An 18,915-nucleotide genomic window follows, 5' to 3' on the forward strand; every position below is an offset into this window, starting at 1 on the left:
GCGCTCTTCTCGGGCACTCTTACTTATCGTCAGCTTGATCCGGAACATTAGCGGATTCGCCACTTGTGCCTTCAACTTCTTCCTTCATGCGCTTGAGCCCCAAATGGCGCACGTCGGTGCCACGCACCAGATAAATCACCAGCTCGGAAATGTTGCGCGCGTGATCGCCGATCCGCTCCAGCGAACGCAGCACCCAGATAATGCTCAGAACCCGCGAGATAGAGCGCGGGTCTTCCATCATGTAGGTGGCCAGCTCGCGCAGCGCGGTCTTGTATTCACGGTCGATGATCTTGTCGTACTGAGCCACGGAAAGTGCCAGGTCGGCATCGAAGCGGGCAAAAGCGTCCAGGGCATCGCGCACCATGTTGCGCACCTGGTCGCCGATGTGCCGCACCTCCACGTAGCCACGAGGAGCTTCGCCCTCTTCGCACAACTGGATGGCCCGACGGGCGATCTTGGTGGCTTCGTCGCCGATGCGCTCCAGATCGATCACCGACTTGGAGATGCTGATGATCAGGCGCAGGTCGGAAGCCGCCGGCTGGCGACGGGCGAGGATGCGCAGGCATTCCTCGTCGATATTGCGCTCCATCTGATTGATCTGATCGTCAATCTCGCGCACCTGCTGGGCCAACCCGGAGTCGGCTTCGATCAGCGCGGTGACCGCGTCATTGACTTGCTTCTCCACCAGCCCGCCCATGGCCAGCAGGTGGCTGCGCACCTCTTCCAGCTCGGCATTGAACTGCGCGGAGATGTGGTGGGTGAGGCCTTCCTTCGAAATCATGGTTCTGCTCCACAAAAGCTGTAAGCCGCAAGCTACAAGCTGCCAGTTGATAGGTTTCGTCGCGTTGAACTGCTGTTACTTGCCGCTTGAAGCGTGCGGCTTGCAGCTGCTTTCTAGCCGTAACGCCCGGTGATGTAGTCTTCGGTCTGCTTCTTCGCCGGATTGGTGAACAGCGTATCGGTATCGCCGAATTCCACCAGTTTGCCCATGTACATGAACGCGGTGTAGTCGGAAACCCGCGCCGCCTGCTGCATGTTGTGGGTGACGATGACGATGGTGAACTTGGATTTGAGCTCGTAGATCAGTTCTTCGACCTTCAGGGTCGAGATCGGGTCCAGGGCCGAGCAGGGTTCGTCCAGCAGCAACACTTCCGGTTCCACGGCGATGGTCCGGGCAATCACCAGACGCTGTTGCTGGCCGCCGGACAGGCCCAGGGCCGATTCGTGCAGGCGGTCCTTGACCTCATCCCACAGCGCCGCGCCCTTGAGCGCCCACTCTACGGCTTCGTCGAGCACACGCTTTTTGTTGATGCCCTGGATACGCAGGCCGTAGACCACGTTTTCGTAGATGGTCTTGGGGAACGGGTTGGGCTTCTGGAACACCATGCCGACCCGACGACGCAGCTCGGCCACGTCTTCGCCCTTGCGGTAGATGTTGTTGCCGTAAAGGTTGATCGCGCCTTCTACACGGCAGCCGTCCACCAGGTCGTTCATGCGGTTGAAGGTCCGCAGCAGGGTCGACTTGCCGCAACCGGACGGGCCGATGAAAGCGGTCACGCGCTGCTTGGGGATGTTCATGCTGACGTCGAACAGTGCCTGTTTCTCGCCGTAGAACAGGCTCAGGCCGGGCACTTCGATGGCCACGGTTTCCTGTTCCAGGCTCAGGCTCTGCTTGTCGCGGCCCAGGGCAGACATGTTGATGCCGTGAGTATGTGCTTCGTGTTGCATGGGATGCTCCCTGTGCTACCAATTCGTTTGTCGTGAACCGCAGGCGTCTGGCCTGCGGTGACATCATTGTGTTCTGTAGAAGCCAGCCGATTAGCTGTCCAGCGCCTTGTACTTCTCGCGCAGGTGGTTGCGAATCCACACGGCCGACAGGTTGAGCACGGCGATCACCAGCACCAGCAGCAGCGCGGTGGCGTACACCAGCGGCCGCGCCGCCTCGACGTTGGGGCTCTGGAAGCCGACGTCATAGATGTGGAAGCCCAGGTGCATGATCTTCTGGTCCAGGTGCAGGTACGGGTAGTTGCCGTCCACCGGCAGCGACGGCGCCAGTTTCACCACACCCACCAGCATCAGCGGCGCCACTTCACCGGCGGCACGGGCCACCGCGAGGATCATGCCGGTCATCATCGCCGGGCTGGCCATCGGCAGGACGATCTTCCACAAGGTCTCGGCCTTGGTCGCGCCCAGGGCCAGGGAACCTTCACGCACGGTGCGGGGAATCCGCGCCAGGCCTTCCTCGGTGGCCACGATCACCACCGGCACTGCCAGCAGCGCCAGGGTCAGGGAAGCCCAGAGCAGGCCCGGGGTGCCGAAGGTCGGCGCCGGCAGAGCTTCGGGGAAGAACAGCCGGTCCACGGAACCGCCCAGCACGTAGACGAAGAAGCCCAGGCCGAATACGCCGTAGACGATGGCCGGAACCCCTGCCAGGTTGTTCACCGCGATGCGGATCACCCGGGTCAGGGTGTTCTGCTTGGCATATTCACGCAGGTAGACCGCCGCCAGTACGCCGAACGGGGTGACGATCATGGCCATGATCAGGGTCATCATCACGGTGCCGAAAATCGCCGGGAAGATCCCGCCTTCGGTGTTGGCTTCACGGGGGTCGTCGCTGAGGAATTCCCAGATCTTGCTGAAGTAGAAACCGATCTTGGTGAAGGTGCCCATGGCATTCGGCTGATAGGCGTGCACCACCTTGCCCAGGCTGATCTCCAGCTCTTTGCCGTTGGCATCGCGGGCGGTCAGGCTGTCGCGATTGAACTGGGCGTGCAGGTCATTGAGCCGGGCTTCGATGTCCTGGTAACGGGCATTGAGTTCGGCCCGCTCGGCGTCCATGTCGGCTTGAGCGGCGGGGCTCATCTGGCCCTCCAGCTCCAGCTTGCGACCGTGCAGGCGGATGCGCTCCAGACCGGCGTTGATCGCGCCGATGTCGGACTTCTCCAGGCTCTTGAGCTGGGCCGCCAGTTGGTTCACGCGGTTGATCCGTGCTTGCAGCTCAGGCCAGGCGGCCTCGCCTTCGGCGACCACCTTGCCGCTTTCCTTGACGTTGACCAGGTAGCCGTAGAAGTTGCCCCACTCACGGCGCTCGATGGCCATCAGCTCCTTGGGGTAGCTCTGGTTGGTCAGCCACTCACCGACGATCCAGGTGAAGTCGTTGCCGTTCAGGTCACGGTTGCCGACCTTGATCAGCTCCCGGGTCATGAACTCCGGGCCCTGGTCGGGCACCGGCAAACCGGCACTCTTCAGGCGCGCCCGGGGCACTTCTTCCTTCTGCACCACTTCACCGATGACCAGGTGGTTGGCCTGGCCTGGCACGTTATAGCTGGCGTGCACCAGGTCGGCCGGCCAGAAGTGGCCGAGGCCGCGCACGGCGATGACCGCCAGCAGGCCGATGGTCATGATGACCGCGATGGACACCGCGCCACCGCTGATCCAGACGCCCGGGGCGCCGCTCTTGAACCAGTCTTTTAGGGAGTTCTGTTTCACAGACTTCTACCTTTCTTAAAGCGACGAGTATTTCTTGCGCAGACGCTGACGAATCAGTTCTGCGAGGGTGTTCATGACGAAGGTGAACAACAGCAGCACCAGCGCCGAGAGGAACAGCACGCGGTAGTGGCTGCCGCCGACTTCCGATTCGGGCATTTCCACCGCGACGTTGGCGGCCAGGGTGCGCAGGCCTTCGAACAGGTTCATTTCCATGATCGGGGTGTTGCCGGTGGCCATCAGCACGATCATGGTCTCGCCCACGGCGCGGCCCATGCCGATCATCAGCGCCGAGAAGATCCCCGGGCTGGCGGTGAGGATCACCACCCGCGTCATGGTCTGCCACGGCGTGGCACCCAGGGCCAGAGAGCCCAGGGTCAGGCCGCGAGGCACGCTGAACACGGCGTCTTCGGCGATGGAGTAGATGTTCGGAATCACCGCAAAACCCATGGCCAGGCCGACCACCAGGGCGTTGCGCTGGTCGTAGGTGATCCCCAGGTCGTGGGAGATCCACATGCGCATGTCACCGCCGAAGAACCAGTTTTCCATGAAGGGGCTCATGTACAGCGACAACCAGCCCACGAACAGGATCACCGGAATCAGCAGCGCACTTTCCCAACCATCCGGCACTTTCAGGCGGATCGACTCCGGTAGGCGGCTGAAGATGAAACCGGCCACCAGAATGCCGATTGGCAGCAACATCAAGAGGCTGAAGATGCCCGGTAGATGACCTTCGACATAGGGCGCCAGGAACAGGCCGGCGAAGAAGCCGAGGATCACCGTCGGCATCGCTTCCATCAGCTCGATCACCGGCTTGACCTTGCGGCGCATGCCCGGGGCCATGAAGTAGGCGGTATAGATCGCCGCTGCCACGGCCAATGGCGCCGCCAGCAGCATGGCGTAGAACGCCGCCTTCAGGGTGCCGAAGGTCAGGGGCGAGAGGCTCAGCTTGGGTTCGAAGTCGGTGTTGGCCGCGGTGGATTGCCAGACGTATTTAGGCTCGTCGTAGTTCTCGTACCAGACCTTGCTCCACAGCGCGCTCCAGGACACTTCCGGGTGCGGGTTGTCCAGCAGCAGCGGCTGCAGCTTGCCGCCGGCCTCGACGATCACCCGGTTGGCCCGTGGCGACAGGCCGAACAGGCCCTGGCCATCCACCACCTGATCCACCAGCAGGGTGCGGTGGGCGGTGCTGTGGAACACCCCGAGCTTGCCGGCGGCGTCCAGGGCAACGAAGCCCTTGCGACGCTCTTCGGCAGTGATTTCAACGATAGGCGCGGTGCCCATCTGGAAGGTGCGGATCTGCTTCAGGCGCAGTTCGCCATCCGGGTCGCGGGCCATGAACCACTGGGCCAGGCCACCCTTGGAGGTGCCGATGATCAGCGAGATGCCGCCCACCAGCTGGGTGCTGGCGGTAACTTCGGTGTCTGCGTCTTCCAGCAGTTTGTAGCGACCGTTGAGGCTCTTGTCCCGCAGGCTGAACACGTCGGCCTGGGCCCGGCCATTGATCACATACAGCCATTGCTGGCGCGGATCGATGTACATGGCCTTCACCGCCTCGGTCATCTGCGGCAGCTCGATGCGGCTCTGCTCGCTGGTGACCTCGCCAGTCATCATGTTTTCTTCGCGGGTCAGCTTCAGCACATGCAGTTGCGCACCGGTGGAACCGGCGATGATCAGCGACGAATCAGTGGCGTTGAGATTGACGTGCTCCAGGGCACCGCCCTGCTCGTTCAGGGTGATCGGGCTGTCGCCGTAGGGGTACTCGATGGCCGGTGAGATGGTCTTCTTGCCGTCCGGGTAGCTGACCTTGTAGGTGTGGCGGAACACCAGGGCCTGACCGTTGGACAGACCGACCACCACCAGCGGATTGCCGGGCTGGTCCTTGCCGATGGACACCACGTTGGCGCCGGCCGGGATCGGCAGGTCGACCTTGCGCAGCTCGGCACCGCTGTCGATGTCGAAGAACAGCGCCTGGCCCTTGTCGGAGACGCGCATGCCGACCTGGTTCTGCTCTTCCAGAGAGAACATCAGCGGCTTGCCGGCGTCCTGCATCCAGGCCGGGGTCAGCGGGTCCTTGACGGTCAGGTCGGCGCCCTGGAACAGCGGCACCACGACATAGGCGAGGAAGAAAAAGATCAGGGTGATCGCACCCAGTACCGCCAGTCCGCCAACAAGGACGTACCAACGGGTCAGGCGGTCTTTGAGCGCGCGAATGCGACGCTTGCGTTGCAGTTCAGGCGTATTGAAGTCAATGCGCTTGGGGGGAGAAGTCGTAGTCATGGGGGAATTGGCCAGATCATTCATGCGCACACCCTAGCGATCCTGTATGACAGAAAGATGACAATGCAGTGACGCAGCAAATCCGCCACGTGGCAAAGCCGGCAGCGGGTTGAAAAATGAGGTTGCAGGAGCCGGCTGGCCGACGAACCGGCCTTGAGCCTGGGTCGCCCTTGCGGGCGCTGCCGCCCGGCCCGCTCCTACGAAAACGAGAAGGTCCGGGGAGCCCGGACCTTCTGCGGCGGCTTATGCGCCTTCTTTCAGGCCCAGGTCAGCCAGGGCCTTGGCGGCCACCTTGGCTGGCAGCGGGATGTAGCCGTCCTTGACCACTACTTCCTGACCCTGCTTGGACAGGACCAGTTTCACGAACTCGGCTTCCAGCGGGGCCAGAGGCTTGTTCGGGGCTTTGTTGATGTAGACGTAGAGGAAGCGCGACAGCGGGTACTTGCCGTTCAGGGCGTTTTCTTCGGTGTCTTCGATGAAGTCGCTGCTGCCTTTCTTGGCCAGGGCCACGGTCTTCACGCTGGCGGTCTTGTAGCCGATGCCCGAGTAGCCGATGCCGTTCAGCGAGGAGCTGATGGACTGCACCACCGAAGCCGAACCTGGCTGCTCGTTGACGTTAGGCTTGAAGTCGCCTTTGCACAGGGCTTCTTCCTTGAAGTAGCCGTAGGTGCCGGATACCGAGTTACGGCCGAACAGTTGCACCGGCTTGTTGGCCAGATCGCCTTTCACACCCAGGTCGCCCCAGGTTTTTACGTCAGCCTTGGCGCCGCACAGACGGGTGGACGAGAAAATCGCGTCGACCTGTTCCATGGTCAGGTGCTGGATCGGGTTGTCCTTGTGCACGAACACCGCCAGGGCGTCCACGGCCACCGGGATAGCGGTTGGCTTGTAGCCGTACTTCTGCTCGAAGGCCGCCAGCTCGGTGTCCTTCATCTTGCGGCTCATCGGGCCCAGGTTGGAGGTGCCTTCGGTCAGCGCAGGTGGCGCGGTGGCGGAACCGGCGGCCTGAATCTGAATGTTGACGTTCGGGTATTCCTTTTTGTAGTTCTCGGCCCACAGGGTCATCAGGTTCGCCAAAGTATCGGAACCGACGCTGGACAGGTTGCCCGACACACCAGTGGTCTTGGTGTAGCTCGGGATAGCAGGGTCAACAGCGGCAACCGCGTGGGCAGTCGCAACGCCAGCGGCGACAAAGGTCATTGCCGCCATCAAACGCTTCAGTTTCATGCCTTACTCCTAGCAGATAGGGTGTGTTAAGTCGGGGCCAAGTATCTGTAGGCCGTGTGAACACTCTATGTCCGGAATATGACAATTAGATGAAAGGCCAGCACTCCTGAACGCAAGCGGGCCTTTCTTTATACGGCGATAAAAACCTCTGTAGCCACTGCCGAAGGCTGCGACCGACCCGCAGGGTCGCAACACTCTTCAGCGCCCAGCAGGGCCTGCGGCCCTGTCGCAGCCTGCGGCAGCGGCTACAAGATGGCGCAGATCAGCGGCCCTTGGCCCACAGGTACAGCCCCACCAGCAGGCCGATACCGCAAATGATTGCCACATAGTAAGCCGGCCCCATCGGGCTTTCCTTGAGCAGCCAGGTCACCACCATCGGCGTCAGGCCACCGAAGATCGCGTAGGCCAGGTTGTAGGAAAACGACAGGCCGCTGAAACGCACCACCGCCGGGAACGCCTTGACCATCACATAAGGCACCGCGCCGATGGTGCCGACAAACAGACCGGTCAGGGCATACATCGGGAACAGCCACTGCGGGTTATCCAGCAAGCCGTGATAGAAGGTCCAGGAAGTGGCCAGCAGCAAGGCGCTGCCGAACACGAACACCTTGCCAGCGCCGAAACGATCCGCCAGAACACCGGAGATCACGCAGCCCAGGCTCAGGAACACAATGGCCAGGCTGTTGGCTTCCAGGGCGGTGATGGCCGGGAATTTATAAACGGTCTGCAGCACCGTTGGGGTCATCAGGATCACCACGATGATCCCGGCGGACAGCAGCCAGGTCAGCAGCATGGAAATGACAATGGCGCCACGGTGATCGCGCAGCACGGTGCGCAGGGGCAGCTCTTCGGCCAGGGCCTTGCGCAATTGCAGCTCGGCGAACACCGGGGTTTCGTGCAGCAGGCGGCGCAGGTACACCGAGAACAGGCCGAACACCCCGCCCAGCAGGAACGGAATCCGCCAGGCGTAGTCGGCCACTTCCACCGGGGTGTAGATGCTATTGATGGCGGTGGCCACCAGCGAGCCCAGGAGAATCCCCGCGGTCAGGCCCGCCGTCAGGGTGCCGCAGGCGTAGCCGATATGCCGCTGAGGCACGTGTTCGGAAACGAATACCCAGGCGCCGGGCACTTCTCCACCGATGGCCGCGCCCTGGATCACTCGCATCAGCAACAGCAGGATCGGCGCCCATAGGCCAATCTGCGCGTAGGTCGGCAAGAGGCCCATGATCAGGGTCGGCACCGCCATCATGAAGATGCTCAGGGTGAACATCTTCTTGCGCCCCAGCAGGTCGCCGAAGTGCGCCATGACGATTCCGCCCAGAGGACGGGCCAGGTAGCCGGCGGCGAAGATGCCGAAGGTCTGCATCAGGCGCAGCCACTCGGGCATGTCCGCCGGGAAGAACAGCTTGCCGACCACGGTGGCGAAGAACACGAAGATGATGAAGTCGTAGAACTCCAGCGCGCCGCCCAAGGCAGACAGCGACAGGGTCTTGTAATCACTACGGGTCAAGGGACGGGCGGGCTGCGCTGGCTGCGCGGCGCTCGAGGGCACAGTGGTCATGGCAAGGGCTTCTCTTATTAGTCGGTTCCGGCAACCGCAACAGCGCTGGTTGGGGCCTGGCAGGTTCGGCACGATAGCAAATTGTTCGAATGCGTACACAGCGGCGCACAAATGACTCACAAATTTGCGAACTGAGTGGGTCGTCGCGGAGTCTATCGACCGATATACTCGCAAACCTCGAAGCGCAAAGCCGCTTCTGGCAAGGGTTGCTGTACGAAAACCCGTTGTCCTCATGCGCTGTGAGAACGTAGCGAGCGAAAGCAAGGCAAGGCAGAAACAGGCACGGATGCGGAGTCTACGTGTTGTAAATGAGCAATCCGTGCCTGTTTCTAACGCAGTATTGCTGAGCGCAGTAGTTCTCACAGTGCATGAGCAGCCGATTTCGCAGAGTTTCCCTATAGCACGCCTTAGAAAGAACGTGACGAACGCAGTGTGTTCGGGCTGAATCGTTTTTCCTGAAGACGGCTATTCACCTGAAGTCACCATGAAGCGTCACGGGTCAGAGGCCCCTCGGCATGATAGAACTCGAACAAGAAGATCCAATCCCGCAAGGCGACCTGGCCCTGCAAATCACCGCTTTGCCCCGGGAAACCAACGGCTTTGGCGATATTTTCGGCGGCTGGCTGGTGGCGCAGATGGACCTGGCGGGCACCGCCATGGCCAGCCGCGTCGCCGGTGGCCGAGTCGCTACCGTGGCCATCGATCGCATGGCGTTCCTGGTGCCGGTGGCGGTGGGCGCGCAACTGTCCTTCTATACCCAGACCCTGGAGATCGGCCGCAGCTCGATCCAGATGATGGTGGAAGTGTGGAGCGACGACCCGCTGTCCAGCGAATGGCGCAAGGTCACCGAGGCGGTGTTCGTGTTCGTCGCCATCGACGGCAGCGGCCGCACCCGTTCGGTTCCGCCCCGAGCGCGCTAGGTTCCTACAACGCCCAAGCCACCCTAACGAGAACCGCAGCATGCCCACGCCCCACGTTGAAACGGTGAAACTGGATGAACTGAACTGCTGGCGCATCCGCCACGGTGATGCCGAACTGCTGGTGGCCCAGCAAGGCGCGCACATCCTCAGTTATCAAGTGGCCGGGCAACAGCCGCTGATCTGGCTCAACGACGAGGCGCAGTTCAAGACCGGCAAGAGCATCCGCGCCGGGGTTCCGGTGTGCTGGCCCTGGTTCGGCAACTTTGCACGCAACCCGCAAAGCGTGCAGGCCATGCGCCAAAGCGCTGAACCGGCACCGGCCCACGGCCTGGCGCGGGCCAGCGACTGGGAACTGCAAGGCATCGAAAGCGACGGCGACAGCTTGCTGGTACGGCTGCGCCTGCCCTGCCCCGCTGGCGGCTTTCCTGGCTGGCCCCATCAGGTGGAACCGAGCCTGAGCATCCGCCTCGACGAGCAACTGCACATCAGCCTCACCAGCCATAACCTGGGCACAGAAAGCGTGAGCATCAGCCAGGCGCTGCACAGCTATTTCGCGGTCAGCGATGTGCGCAAGGTGCAGGTCGAAGGCCTGGACGGGCTGAACTACATCGAAACCCTGGAAGACTGGACCACCAAGGTCCAGAGCGGCGCCCTGCACTTTAGCGGCGAGACCGACCGCATCTACCTGAACGTCCCGGCGCAGCTGGATATCGTCGATCCGGACTGGCAACGACGGATTCGCCTGAACAGCGCAGGCTCGCGCACCGCCGTGATCTGGAACCCCTGGATCGACCGCGCCGCACAATTCAGCGACATGGCCAACGACGGCTGGCAGCGCATGCTGTGCATCGAGACCGCCAACGTGATGGACGACATCGTCACCCTGGCACCTGGCGCCCGCCACACCCTGAGCGTGAGCATCAGCGCCGCCCCGCTCTGACCCCACCTAGCTGCGTAGGAGCTGGCTTGCCAGCGAAGAGGCCCTCAGACCGTCAGCCTTCTTGAGGCCGCTTTCGCCGGCAAGCCGGCTCCTACAAATGCCTTCAGCGGTCCAGTTCAACAGAGCCGTTTGGAAGGCACATTCAGCGCTGCGGCTTCAGAGATCCGATTCCTGCACCACCCGCACCTTCGCCGCATCCAGGGCGTAGGCCGCGTCGGCCAGGTCATTGCTGACCGTCTCGATCTTCAAGGTGCCGGTCACCCACAGCGGCGTGTAGATGTCCTCCAGCTTCACGCCCTTGGGAAAGCGCACCAGCACCAGCTGGTTGGGCGGCGGTGGCGGCACGTGGATGCAGGCGCCCGGGTACGGCACCAGGAAGAACAGCGTGCTGCGCCCCTTGGCATCAGCCTCCAGCGGCACCGGATAGCCGCCCAGGCGGATCTGCTTGTCGTTCATCGCCGGCACGGTCTTGGTGGAATACATCACCGCCGGCAAGCCCTTGCTCTGCTTCAGGCCGCCCTTTTCGGTGAAGGTGCCGTTGGCTTCGGGGGAGTTGTGGTCGATTTCCGGCATCTGCTCCAGGGCTTTCTGGTCCGACTTGGGCATCAGCTCCAGCCAGTCGGTTTCCGGCAGTTCGCCAGCCTGGGCCAGGCCGCAGCCCAGCAGAACAAAGGTCAATAGAAGACGGCGCATGAGAGGGTGGCTCGGTCAAAAAGGAAGGACGGAAAAACCCGGGCATTCTAGTGCCCAAAGCGTCGGCTGCGTTGAAGTTTCAGATGAAGAAAAGGGCTCCCCTCGGCACGAACGGCAGAGGGGGCTTGCAGGGGGAAATCAGCTTTTCTTGACGAAGCCGTAGATCACCAGCAGGACGACCGCGCCCACCAGCGCACCGATGAAACCGGCGCCCTGGCCAGCCTGATAAATACCCAGCGCCTGACCGCCATAAGTGGCCGCCAGCGAGCCGCCGATACCCAGCAGGATGGTCATGATCCAGCCCATGCTGTCGTCTCCCGGCTTGAGGAAACGCGCCAGCAGACCAACGATCAAGCCGATGAAAATGGTTCCAATAATGCCCATGGCTGTTCCTCTGTAAGGGGGGGATCAAGCCAAAGCCTAGCCAGCACTTTGGCATCCTGCTATCAGAGAACGGCGGGAAACGAAGGTTCCCGCCAGCCGGAGGATTTGTTACTCGGCGATCAGCGCTTGCACCTTGAGGATCTGCGCTTGCAGGGTCGCCTGATCGGCGCAACGCAGGTTGGCGTGGCCGACCTTGCGTCCGGCCTTGAAGGCCTTGCCGTAGTGATGCAGGTGGCAGTCGTCGATGGCGATGACTTTGTCCACCGGCGGCACTTCGCCGATGAAGTTGATCATGGCGCTCTCACCGACTTTGGCTGTGGAACCCAGAGGGAGACCGGCTACCGCCCGCAGGTGGTTTTCGAACTGGCTGCACTCGGTGCCTTCGGTGGTCCAGTGCCCGGAGTTGTGCACCCGCGGGGCGATCTCGTTGGCCTTGAGGCCGCCGTCGACTTCGAAGAACTCGAACGCCATCACGCCGACGTAATCCAGCTGCTTGAGCACGCGACTGGAGTAGTCCTCGGCCAGGGCCTGCAGTGGGTGATCGCTGCTGGCCACCGACAGGCGCAGGATGCCGCTGTCGTGGGTGTTGTGCACCAGCGGGTAGAAACGGGTTTCACCGTCACGGGCACGCACGGCGATCAGCGAGACTTCGCCGGTGAACGGCACGAAGCCTTCCAGCAGGCAAGGCACGCTGCCCAGTTCGGCGAAAGTGCCTGCGACGTCGGCGGCGCTGCGCAGGACCTTCTGGCCCTTGCCGTCGTAACCCAGGGTGCGGGTCTTGAGCACGGCCGGCAGGCCGATGCGCGCCACGGCGGCGTCGAGATCCGCCTGGGACTGGATGTCGGCAAACTCCGGGGTAGGAATTCCCAGGTCCTTGAACATGCTCTTCTCGAACCAGCGATCACGAGCGATGCGCAGGGCTTCGGCGCTCGGGTAGACCGGCACGAACTGCGAGAGGAAGGCCACGGTTTCCGCCGGCACGCTCTCGAATTCGAAGGTCACCAGGTCCACTTCATCGGCCAGCTGGCGCAGGTGGTCCTGGTCGCCGTAGTCGGCCCGCAGGTGTTCGCCCAGGGCAGCGGCGCACGCATCCGGCGCCGGGTCGAGGAAAGCGAAGTTCATTCCCAGCGGAGTCCCCGCCAGGGCCAACATGCGGCCCAACTGGCCGCCACCGATTACACCGATCTTCATCGTCAACAACCTCAGGCGACGCGCGGGTCTGGATTGTCCAGGACGCTGTCTGTCTGTTCAGCACGGAATTTTTTCAGCACCGCATGGAACTGCGGGTGCTTGGCGCCCAGGATGCTCGCCGAGAGCAGGGCCGCGTTGATCGCGCCCGCCTTGCCGATGGCCAGGGTGGCCACGGGGATGCCGGCGGGCATCTGCACGATGGACAGCAGCGAATCCACGCCCGAGAGCATCGACGACTGCACCGGCACGCCCAGCACCGGCAGGTGGGTCTTGGCCGCACACATGCCCGGCAAGTGCGCCGCGCCGCCGGCACCGGCGATGATCACCTCGATGCCACGCGCCTCAGCCTCTTCGGCGTACTGGAACAGCAGGTCCGGGGTGCGGTGTGCGGACACCACCTTCACCTCGTAAGGGATGCCGAGCTTTTCCAGCATATCGGCGGTGTGGCTAAGGGTGGACCAATCGGACTTGGAGCCCATGATCACGCCAACCAGTGCACTCATCGTCGTGCCTCTTCTCTCTGGGCGCCCGCGGGCGCGTCAAAAACAACAAGCCACGCGAAAATGCGTGGCTTGACTGTACGAATTATGGCCGGACGAACCGGCCGAAGGCCGCGCAGTATACCGAAAAAGCCGCGCTAAACGCACTTTCGCCGACCATCTGTCGAACAAAGTATTTCCGGCGCAAAACCCCGGTTTTATTGACTCTGAAGTCAGTCTCCCCGAACTGAAAACCCCTCGCAGCCAGACCAGTTCCCTGTAGCCGCTGCCGCAGGCTGCGAACGACGGCGCAGCCGGCGCCAGCGCTATATCCCCAATCCTTCAGACACTTCGCAGCGCCAGGTTTGGCGGCCCCTGCGGGGCCGAGCGTCCGAACGCGGCCCGAACCTGCGGCAGCGGCTACAGGGTCTGGCGTTGCCGACGCTGACATTCCCTCGCGATCTGCAACACCGGCAACAGGCTCATGTGTTGCCCGTCGCTTGTGCGGCGGCGCCTTCCAGCTTGCGCCAGAGCAAACGCACGTTGGCCTTGCGCACCAGGGCGCAGCGATACAGGCGGATCTCCAGCGGCACATGCCATTGCGCACCACCACAGACCACCAACTCGCCCCGGGCCAGTTCGGCGCGCACGCTCAGTTGCGGCACCCAGGCAATGCCCAGCCCTTCCAACGCCATGCTCTTGAGGCTGTCGGCCATGGCGGTCTCATAAACCGTGGTGAAACGCAGGTTGCGCTGGCGCAGCAGCAGGTTCACCGAACGCCCGAGAAAGGCCCCGGCGCTGTACGCCAGCAACGGCACACTGGCCTCGCCTTCCAGATCGAACAGCGGCTTGCCCTGGGCATCGGCAGCGCACACCGGGAGCATCTCGGTGTGCCCCAGGTGCAGCGAGGGGAAGATTTCCGAGTCCATCTGCAAGGCCGCGTCCGGGTCATAGAAGGCCAGCATCAGGTCGCAGCCGCCTTCGCGCAGGGCGTGCACCGCATCACCGACGTTGGTGGCCACCAGCCGGGTGGCAATGTTCAGCCCTTCATTGCGCAGTTGCGCGATCCAGCGCGGGAAGAAACCCAGCGCCAGGGAGTGGGCCGCGGCCACCTGCATCACTTCGCCCTGGCCGCCTTCCAGATGGTGCAGGTGACGCACCACCTCGCCGAGCTGTTCGACCACGGTGCGCGCGGTGACCAGGAACAACTGCCCCGCCGCCGTCAGTTCCACCGGCGTGCGCGAGCGGTTGACCAGGGTCAGGCCCAGGGCTGCTTCCAGGCTGCGGATGCGCCGACTGAAGGCCGGCTGGGTCACGAAACGTCGCTCGGCAGCCTGGGAAAAGCTGCGGGTGGCGGCCAAGGCACTGAAGTCCTCGAGCCATTTGCTTTCCAGATTCATCACGTCCTCCCGGACACGCACCATTTTAGGTCACACGCTCGCCGGCAAAGCGGCGTCACACCGGCATTATGCCGAATATGCATAGCCCAGTGTTTAACAGCATTGGCCCAAAAATTCCCTTCGGCCTAGGATTCGCAGCGTTCCCGGCACAGACCGGGTCCCTACCGAGATGATCTCCGTCATGTCCTCCGCTGCATCTTTCCGCACAGAAAAAGACCTGCTTGGCGTACTCGAAGTACCGGCTCAAGCGTATTACGGCATCCAGACCCTGCGAGCGGTGAACAACTTCCGTCTCTCCGGCGTTCCGATTTCGCACTACCCAAAACTGGTCGTGGCCCTGGCAATGGTCAAGCAGGCAGCTGCTGACGCCAACCGCGAACTGGGTCATCTGAGCGAAGCCAAGCATGCGGCCATCAGCGAGGCCTGTGCCCGTCTGATCCGTGGCGACTTCCACGAAGAGTTCGTGGTGGACATGATTCAAGGCGGCGCTGGCACTTCCACCAACATGAATGCCAACGAAGTCATCGCCAACATCGCGCTGGAGGCCATGGGCCACAGCAAGGGCGAATACCAGTACCTGCACCCGAACAACGACGTGAACATGGCGCAGTCCACCAACGACGCCTACCCGACCGCGATCCGCCTGGGTCTGCTGCTGGGCCACGACGCCCTGCTGGCCAGCCTCGACAGCCTGATCCAGTCGTTCGCCGCCAAGGGTGAAGAATTCAGCCACGTCCTGAAAATGGGCCGTACCCAGCTGCAAGACGCCGTGCCGATGACCCTCGGCCAGGAATTCAAGGCCTTCGCCACCACCCTGGGTGAAGACCTGGCTCGCCTGAAGACCCTGGCGCCGGAAGTACTGACCGAAGTCAACCTGGGCGGCACCGCCATCGGCACCGGCATCAACGCCGACCCGCGCTACCAGGCCCTGGCCGTACAACGCCTGGCCACCATCAGCGGCCAGCCGCTGGTACCGGCTGCCGACCTGATCGAAGCCACCTCCGACATGGGCGCCTTCGTGCTGTTCTCCGGCATGCTCAAGCGCACCGCGGTCAAGCTGTCGAAGATCTGCAACGACCTGCGCCTGCTGTCCAGCGGCCCACGCACCGGCATCAACGAAATCAACCTGCCAGCGCGTCAGCCGGGCAGCTCGATCATGCCTGGCAAGGTCAACCCGGTCATCCCGGAAGCGGTCAACCAAGTGGCGTTCCAGATCATCGGCAACGACCTGGCCCTGACCATCGCGGCCGAAGGCGGCCAACTGCAACTGAACGTGATGGAGCCTTTGATCGCCTTCAAGATCTTCGACTCGATCCGCCTGCTGCAACGCGCCATGGACATGCTGCGCGAGCACTGCATCACCGGCATCACCGCCAACGAAACCCGTTGCCGCGAACTGGTGGAGCACTCCATCGGCCTGGTCACCGCACTGAACCCGTACATCGGCTATGAAAACGCCACCCGTATCGCCCGCATCGCCCTGGAAAGTGGCCGTGGCGTACTGGAACTGGTGCGCGAAGAAGGCCTGCTGGACGACGCCATGCTCGACGACATCCTGCGTCCGGAAAACATGATTGCCCCGCGCCTGGTTCCGCTGAAAGCCTAACCGCCGCGACACCGAAACATGCAACACCGCTCACCAGGTTGAGGGACTAGACACCTCTCACCTTTTGAGGGCTTGGAGATACGTCTCCAGGCCCTTTTTTTTGCCTGCGGTTTTTTCCTGCCGTTGAAATCGCCGCGCCCGCTGCGCGGCCGATCGCAGCCTGCGGCAGCGGCTACACCCCCAACCTGAACTGCGACCGCGACCTCATTTGTAGCCGCTGCCGAGCCCGCGAGGCTGCGAACGGCACCGCAGGGGCCGCAAAACCTGCCAGCACACTCTGGCAGCCCTACCCCACTCGCACATTCAACAAAGCCCCTATCCCCCCCTGGCCCAGCACCCGATTTGTCAGGGAATACCGCCCAGTGCCAGAGCCGTTTCGCTTTGTTTTGTAGGGCAAATCCGAGAGAATCCCCAACGCCTTTGAGCGCCTTGTACCCCTTCGAACGATCAGGCAGTCTCCCGGGGCCGCTGCCAAATCAGCGGCCCGGATGTGGAAGTCTGGGATAAAGGACGTGCAGTCGTCTCATTCGAACATCCTTGCCGATGCGGCTTGGGTGAACCCGATCTATGGCGGCTGTGCGTAGGGCACCTTCGGGTGCGCCGGTTCCTTTAGCCCGGTCTTCCACACCTGCGCACGGCTGCCACCCTCTCATGTGGAAGTGAGATCCGGCGGTTTCTTAAATTGCTAAAGGAACCAGTCTCATGAAAAAGCTCGTCCCCGATCCGCCCTTGCCCACCGATCATCCACGCCGCGACCCGGAACTAGACCGCGCCAATGCCAACCTGCTGGCCGCCTTGCACGGCACCCGCCATCGCCCCTTCGGCCTGCGCGACGCCCAGGGCCACCCGCTGTTCGCCGTACAGCCCCAGGTGAATGCCGAAGACGCCCTGATGCACGTTTCCCTGCTGCTCAAATGCGCCGAAGAGGTGTCCGATGAAATCACCGAACGGGCCAGCGGCATCGAGCGCGGGCTGATCTGGTCCATGGTGCATTCCGTGGAAATGGCCCGCGCCGTGGTGGACGCCTTGCTCGACGGCGCCCGCACCACTCCCTGACGCAACCTGTAGCCGCTGCCGAGCCCGCGAGGCTGCGAAAAGGTCCGCAGGACCTTCAGCGACCTTGAGAGCCCCGCGTCCCTTCGGGCCGTTCGCAGCCTGCGGCAGCGGCTACAGGTTTTGCCCGGCGCGGTGGATAATCAGCCTCCCGCCGCCACCGGCAATGACGACCAAGGCACCCTGTCGATGGACCCGACGCACACCCAAGCTCTGCAACAGCTACGCAAGCTGATCCCCATCGGCCTGCGCCACGCCCAGGCCCTGCTCGCCCGTTGCGCCAATAATCCGCAGCAAGCCGCCGAGCTCTACAAAGCCGAGCTGCTGCAAGTGCTGGTAGACAAATCCGGCCTGCCCCCCGAGCGAGCCCGGGAACACTTGCTCAACGCCGGTTACGACCTGAACCGCGCCCTGCACGCTATAGAAGAAGCGCGCTTCACCCTGACCCAGCGCATCCTGCGCAAGCATCACCAGGACAAGGGCCAGGCCCTGGACCTGATCGCCCAGGCCATCGAAACCGCCGAGCAGCTGCCGCGCCAGTACTGGCTGGATTTCCAACGACTGGAGGCGCTGCCCCCGGCACCGCGCTGCTTCATGATCCTTCACGAATGGCTGGCCTTCGAGGGCTGGGAAGGCTTCGACAGCGCCCTGCACTTTCATCTGCCCCAGGCCATCGCTCAGTTCAGGCTCCTGCATCTGGACGCCCTGGCGGACACCCTGGAGCAGGCCGATCAGCGCCAGCAGCAGCTACGAGCCGCCCACGCCGGGAGCGAAGGCCCCGTCGAGCTGGCCATGCGCATCAACCAGGACCCGTTCTTCAACCGCTGCCAGGACCACTTCAACCAGCAGCGGCCGCAGCTGGACGAGCGCCTGTACCAGTGGGTGGAGCAACATCTGGAGCAGTTTCCAGCCTGAACAGCCGCTCGGCGTTGGCGCACACGCCGCTGCTCAACACACCCCAGAAGCCGGTAGACTGCCGCCCTCACCGAACACGGACCTCGGATTCAGCCCCCATGGAATTGCACTACCGCATCACCCCCGCCCACACCGAAGCCTGGATTGCCGAACCGCTGAAGCAGGAATTGCTCAAGGATGATCAGCAGCATGTCCGGGCCATGAGCACATTTGCCCGGTGGCAAAGCCGCTTGATCGGTCCCGTGATGTTCACCCTGTGTCTGATCGGCGGCTGCCTGTCGATCTACTTCCCCGAGCGGACCTTCACCCCGGAGAAGGTCATCGCCATGGTGGCGTTCGCCTTGATCTTCATCCCCCTGTGGTGGCGCTTTTCCGGACGCTGGATCAAGCACCTGCAAACCCGGATTGCCGCCACCCCGATCAAACCCCAAGCGCCGTTGCGCGGGTTGAGTCAGCGCCTGATCGAAACCCGCTTGCGGGCCGTCGAAGGCACCTATTGCCTGAACTTCGACGACCAGGGCTTCACCCTGCTCAACACCCGCGGAGGTCAGAGCAGCCTGGCCTGGAAGCAGATCGCAAGCGTGCAGGAAATTCCCGACTTCTACCTCGTGGCGGACGCCGATATGGAGCGTCAAGGCGTGGCCTGCTTCATCGCCAAACACACTGACCTGATGCCCACCGAGGCCTACCAGCAGGGGCTGCAAGCCTTCCTGAGCCAATGCCCGGCGGCACTGCCAGCGCACTAACCGCCTCTCTCAACGCCAGCCTCGACGCCCACAC

General features: G+C 62.9%; 17 protein-coding genes. 6 read left to right on the forward strand and 11 right to left on the reverse strand.

Going from position 1 to position 18,915, the window contains the following annotated elements; genetic code table 11:
• Window positions 1–19: 19 nt before the first annotated feature.
• The 6 genes from phoU to LOY69_RS29825 form a co-directional block, all read right to left on the reverse strand.
• Window positions 20–781, reverse strand: coding sequence for a phosphate signaling complex protein PhoU (gene phoU / locus LOY69_RS29800; RefSeq protein ID WP_025130765.1), 762 nt, complete (start codon window positions 779–781; stop codon window positions 20–22).
• 113 nt (window positions 782–894) lie between these two features.
• Window positions 895–1,728, reverse strand: coding sequence for a phosphate ABC transporter ATP-binding protein PstB (pstB, locus tag LOY69_RS29805; RefSeq protein ID WP_102862316.1), 834 nt, complete (start codon window positions 1,726–1,728; stop codon window positions 895–897).
• A gap of 90 nt (window positions 1,729–1,818) precedes the next feature.
• Window positions 1,819–3,489: a phosphate ABC transporter permease PstA gene (gene pstA / locus LOY69_RS29810; protein WP_102881326.1), complete on the reverse strand. Its 1,671-nt coding sequence runs from the start codon at window positions 3,487–3,489 to the stop codon at window positions 1,819–1,821.
• 15 nt (window positions 3,490–3,504) lie between these two features.
• Complete coding sequence (locus tag LOY69_RS29815; protein ID WP_102862318.1) at window positions 3,505–5,790, reverse strand: ABC transporter permease subunit; 2,286 nt, start codon at window positions 5,788–5,790, stop codon at window positions 3,505–3,507.
• A gap of 219 nt (window positions 5,791–6,009) precedes the next feature.
• Window positions 6,010–6,993, reverse strand: a complete 984-nt coding sequence (locus LOY69_RS29820; RefSeq protein WP_102881328.1) for a phosphate ABC transporter substrate-binding protein PstS — start codon at window positions 6,991–6,993, stop codon at window positions 6,010–6,012.
• Between the two features lie 262 nt (window positions 6,994–7,255).
• Window positions 7,256–8,554, reverse strand: a complete 1,299-nt coding sequence (locus LOY69_RS29825) for an MFS transporter (protein WP_102862320.1) — start codon at window positions 8,552–8,554, stop codon at window positions 7,256–7,258.
• 515 nt (window positions 8,555–9,069) lie between these two features.
• On the opposite strand from LOY69_RS29825, the gene LOY69_RS29830 reads away from it, so the two are divergent.
• Both LOY69_RS29830 and LOY69_RS29835 read left to right on the forward strand, forming a co-directional pair.
• On the forward strand, window positions 9,070–9,474 hold the full coding sequence (locus tag LOY69_RS29830) for an acyl-CoA thioesterase (RefSeq protein ID WP_003229628.1): 405 nt from the start codon (window positions 9,070–9,072) through the stop codon (window positions 9,472–9,474).
• A gap of 40 nt (window positions 9,475–9,514) precedes the next feature.
• Window positions 9,515–10,414: a D-hexose-6-phosphate mutarotase gene (locus LOY69_RS29835; protein WP_265073944.1), complete on the forward strand. Its 900-nt coding sequence runs from the start codon at window positions 9,515–9,517 to the stop codon at window positions 10,412–10,414.
• Between the two features lie 156 nt (window positions 10,415–10,570).
• On the opposite strand, the gene LOY69_RS29840 is transcribed toward LOY69_RS29835, so the two are convergent.
• From LOY69_RS29840 to LOY69_RS29860, 5 genes are all read right to left on the reverse strand, one after another.
• Window positions 10,571–11,107: a DUF3299 domain-containing protein gene (locus LOY69_RS29840; RefSeq protein WP_102881330.1), complete on the reverse strand. Its 537-nt coding sequence runs from the start codon at window positions 11,105–11,107 to the stop codon at window positions 10,571–10,573.
• A 138-nt stretch (window positions 11,108–11,245) separates the two neighbouring features.
• Entirely contained in the window at window positions 11,246–11,491 is a 246-nt protein-coding gene (locus LOY69_RS29845) for a GlsB/YeaQ/YmgE family stress response membrane protein (RefSeq protein WP_102862323.1), read from the reverse strand.
• A 108-nt stretch (window positions 11,492–11,599) separates the two neighbouring features.
• Complete coding sequence (locus tag LOY69_RS29850; RefSeq protein ID WP_102881331.1) at window positions 11,600–12,682, reverse strand: 5-(carboxyamino)imidazole ribonucleotide synthase; 1,083 nt, start codon at window positions 12,680–12,682, stop codon at window positions 11,600–11,602.
• 11 nt (window positions 12,683–12,693) lie between these two features.
• Window positions 12,694–13,185, reverse strand: a complete 492-nt coding sequence (gene purE / locus LOY69_RS29855) for a 5-(carboxyamino)imidazole ribonucleotide mutase (RefSeq protein WP_016967060.1) — start codon at window positions 13,183–13,185, stop codon at window positions 12,694–12,696.
• 458 nt (window positions 13,186–13,643) lie between these two features.
• Window positions 13,644–14,561 carry a LysR substrate-binding domain-containing protein gene (locus LOY69_RS29860; protein ID WP_102862325.1) on the reverse strand — a complete coding sequence of 306 codons (918 nt, stop codon included), beginning with the start codon at window positions 14,559–14,561 and terminating at the stop codon, window positions 13,644–13,646.
• A gap of 181 nt (window positions 14,562–14,742) precedes the next feature.
• Between LOY69_RS29860 and aspA the strand changes: the two genes are divergently transcribed.
• The 4 genes from aspA (at window position 14,743) to LOY69_RS29880 (ending at window position 18,881) form a co-directional block, all read left to right on the forward strand.
• Entirely contained in the window at window positions 14,743–16,167 is a 1,425-nt protein-coding gene (gene aspA, locus LOY69_RS29865; protein ID WP_102862326.1) for an aspartate ammonia-lyase, read from the forward strand.
• A gap of 702 nt (window positions 16,168–16,869) precedes the next feature.
• Entirely contained in the window at window positions 16,870–17,223 is a 354-nt protein-coding gene (locus tag LOY69_RS29870) for a DUF3077 domain-containing protein (RefSeq protein WP_265073945.1), read from the forward strand.
• A gap of 132 nt (window positions 17,224–17,355) precedes the next feature.
• Window positions 17,356–18,135 (forward strand): hypothetical protein, encoded by a 780-nt coding sequence (locus LOY69_RS29875; RefSeq protein ID WP_265073946.1) that lies wholly within the window; start codon window positions 17,356–17,358, stop codon window positions 18,133–18,135.
• 98 nt (window positions 18,136–18,233) lie between these two features.
• Window positions 18,234–18,881 (forward strand): YcxB family protein, encoded by a 648-nt coding sequence (locus LOY69_RS29880; RefSeq protein ID WP_253084109.1) that lies wholly within the window; start codon window positions 18,234–18,236, stop codon window positions 18,879–18,881.
• The last annotated feature ends 34 nt before the right edge of the window (window positions 18,882–18,915 follow it).

Source organism: Pseudomonas sp. B21-059 (assembly GCF_026016285.1).
GTDB classification, from domain to species: Bacteria; Pseudomonadota; Gammaproteobacteria; order Pseudomonadales; family Pseudomonadaceae; genus Aquipseudomonas; species Aquipseudomonas danubii.